Source organism: Rhodococcus sp. AW25M09 (assembly GCF_000333955.1).
Taxonomy (GTDB): domain Bacteria; phylum Actinomycetota; class Actinomycetes; order Mycobacteriales; family Mycobacteriaceae; genus Rhodococcoides.
Map to the genome: position 1 here is coordinate 1 of NZ_CAPS01000151.1, position 2,427 is coordinate 2,427.

Sequence of the window (2,427 nt, forward strand, 5' to 3'; positions counted from 1 at the left end):
TTCCATGCGTAGACCGCAGGAAACGTCTTCGATGAACCGTCGCTGTACACGATCTTCAGTCCGCTCATTGAGGAGACGGTACCGAAGGACCCTGCACGTCGCGGGTGTACGCGTCACAGTCACGCCGTTTTCGACGGCAGACATGATCCGACCTGACCCGTCGCGGGTAAGCACGGCAGTCTGCACAACGGGCTCAGAACCAGCAGTTGCCCAGGCTTGCATGTGGTGGTGGTCGGAGAAGGGGAGTACACCTGCTGGCTAGATCGCTGCGATCACGTCGTCGCGGAGCAGATTGGACGAGTTGGTCAGGCTCTGTGCTGCGGCAGCAAGTGCTCCTGAGATCAGTCTGAGCTGGTTCCCTTCGACCGGTTGCCCCGCCTCGGTAGCTGCAGCGTAGGTGTCGAGAGCGAGAGCTAGACGAGTCAGTTCCTCCTGAGCTTTCGTGAGGTCTTCCTTGGTACCGTCCAGGGTGGCCTGCAGAGATTGAATGCGGCGGCCGGCGTCGTGGATCGTAGAACTGGCCTGGTCCAGGGAATTGGTGAGCGTCGTCATGCCGGCGAGAGTACATCGCGGATACGGGTAGAACTGCGGAGCGGTCGCGCCGTGGGTTATCCAAGGTTCGAGTAACTGATGGGTTCGTGGCCGTCCTCTGGCCAGGCAAGCGCAATGTATTTCTGGACGTCTGTCGAGGGTCTGTCGAAGCGGTATGAAGCAGGTTGTACCGTCGCGCTGTTCTCGGGCACCCCAAGGCCGAGGTTCAGATTCAGTGCCCCGAATTGAACCGTCGCACCGCATACCTCGTCGTCAATTGTTTGGTTAATGACGCCGATAGATTCTGGCGTGCCCTTGGGATCGACTCGGTGCCTTCGAGCGTGCAGTCCCCATCGATTAGGGAACAACGCTCCGCGCCACAGAATATCATGGAGCGCAACCCCTGGTTGTGTCCTGACCGACTTCAGAGGTGTCCCGGCCGCACCGAAGGAGCGTGAGGCCACGCCCCCCAGAACAAGTTTGAGGAGCCAGAGTTGTAGTCGAGGTCCACTGAGAAGGAGGAAATGATCGTCGGCTGGCCCCAGGAAAGGGGCTGCCTTGCTCGCCAAGGACAACTGCATGTCCCGAACTGCCTGAAAGAACTGTCCTGCAATGGAATCCAAAGGTGACAATGCATTGTTGTGGCGCTCACAGAGGATCTTCGAGGCTAGTGCTTTTGTGCCCACCGATTTCGATGCTCCACGCAGCCACGGTGCGCCGCTGAGCATGGGTGCTTTTCCGTCGATGTGCAGCTGCCGGTGAATGTTGGCACTGATCCAATGCTCTCTACTGATCTTGTCGGAACAGTCTGCGCCTGCCTGGCCGAAGCACTCGGGGTGTGCGTAGCCAGTGCGAGCATCGTTCAGGAGGGGTGGCGGTTCCGAGGCGATCCAGCGACCGGCTGCAGTCGCATGGCAGGACCGCGTCCGCCGGCGGGATCCGCAGAGGCAGGCGTCCTCGAGATCGGGACCCACCCGTTTGGTACTCCGCTTGTATCCGAAGGAGGTGAAGACGGAGTCGTCGAGAAGAGGAAAGGGACGGGGCACCTAAGCGATCCTATTCCGGCATTGGCTTCGGACAGGGCGCACCCTGTCCCCGGCACCGAGTGCGCCGGGGACAATTGCGGCCGCTGCCGGGTTGCGTCTTGTCGATAGTTGTGATCCCAAAAGCTGTGTCTATCGACGTGTTTCGATGACTCTTACGTCTTCCAGTGCAAGTGTTTCGATGGTAGATTCAGAGGCGTTCTGTTGATCGGCGGACTGACCATCCGTCACCCGAATTGAGAGGCTGAAATCTGCCATGACATCGATCGTCGATTCAGTGTTGCCAGTTGCGTCCGTGCTCGAGGTGGCCTTCGACAACGGGTCTCTAGGGGGTGCTGACTGGTCGAACCGGGCCGTCGTGCTCGAGGCCTTGCCAGAGCCCCTGGTTGCGGGATACCCCGCAGAGGGGGCCTATGTGCAGATAAGTGATGGAAGCGGCGGTATCGCCGCGTCGGGATGGTTCTCGGTGGACGAGCGCAATGCCACCGAGACCCATGCAAGCGTTGCTGTCGTGTGGCGTGAGCCGTTGATGGCCGTCGAGCACACCTACAAGAGCTGGACGGGGTTGGTGCGTCCACGTGACATCTCACCGGTCACGGTGTCACCTGGGGCCGCTCCCGCGTGGTTCGGTGAGTATGTGCGGCCGATCCACGAACGGGCCGCCGTCGAACGGACCTTGCAGGCCGTACGCGAGAGCGCCAATACCGAGCGTGCGAACCATCGCGAGTGGGTCAGGCGGCTGAACGAGTCCGCGTGCGAATGGGCGGACGAGAACAGTCTGTGCAGCGAGTTCGAGAGGTTCTGCGAACAGTGGGGGCTCGAAGGCCGAGAACGTGACTTCGATGTAGAAGTG

The 2,427-nt window shown here is 60.6% G+C and carries 1 protein-coding gene and 1 pseudogene; one reads left to right on the forward strand and one right to left on the reverse strand.

All coding sequences use genetic code 11. From position 1 onward, the window contains the following. Positions 1–258 precede the first annotated feature (258 nt). On the reverse strand, positions 259–552 hold the full coding sequence (locus tag RHODMAR_RS26670; protein WP_042940568.1) for a hypothetical protein: 294 nt from the start codon (positions 550–552) through the stop codon (positions 259–261). A gap of 1,278 nt (positions 553–1,830) precedes the next feature. On the opposite strand from RHODMAR_RS26670, the pseudogene RHODMAR_RS26680 reads away from it, so the two are divergent. Further along, positions 1,831–2,427, forward strand: a pseudogene (locus tag RHODMAR_RS26680) (hypothetical protein); the annotation flags it as partial.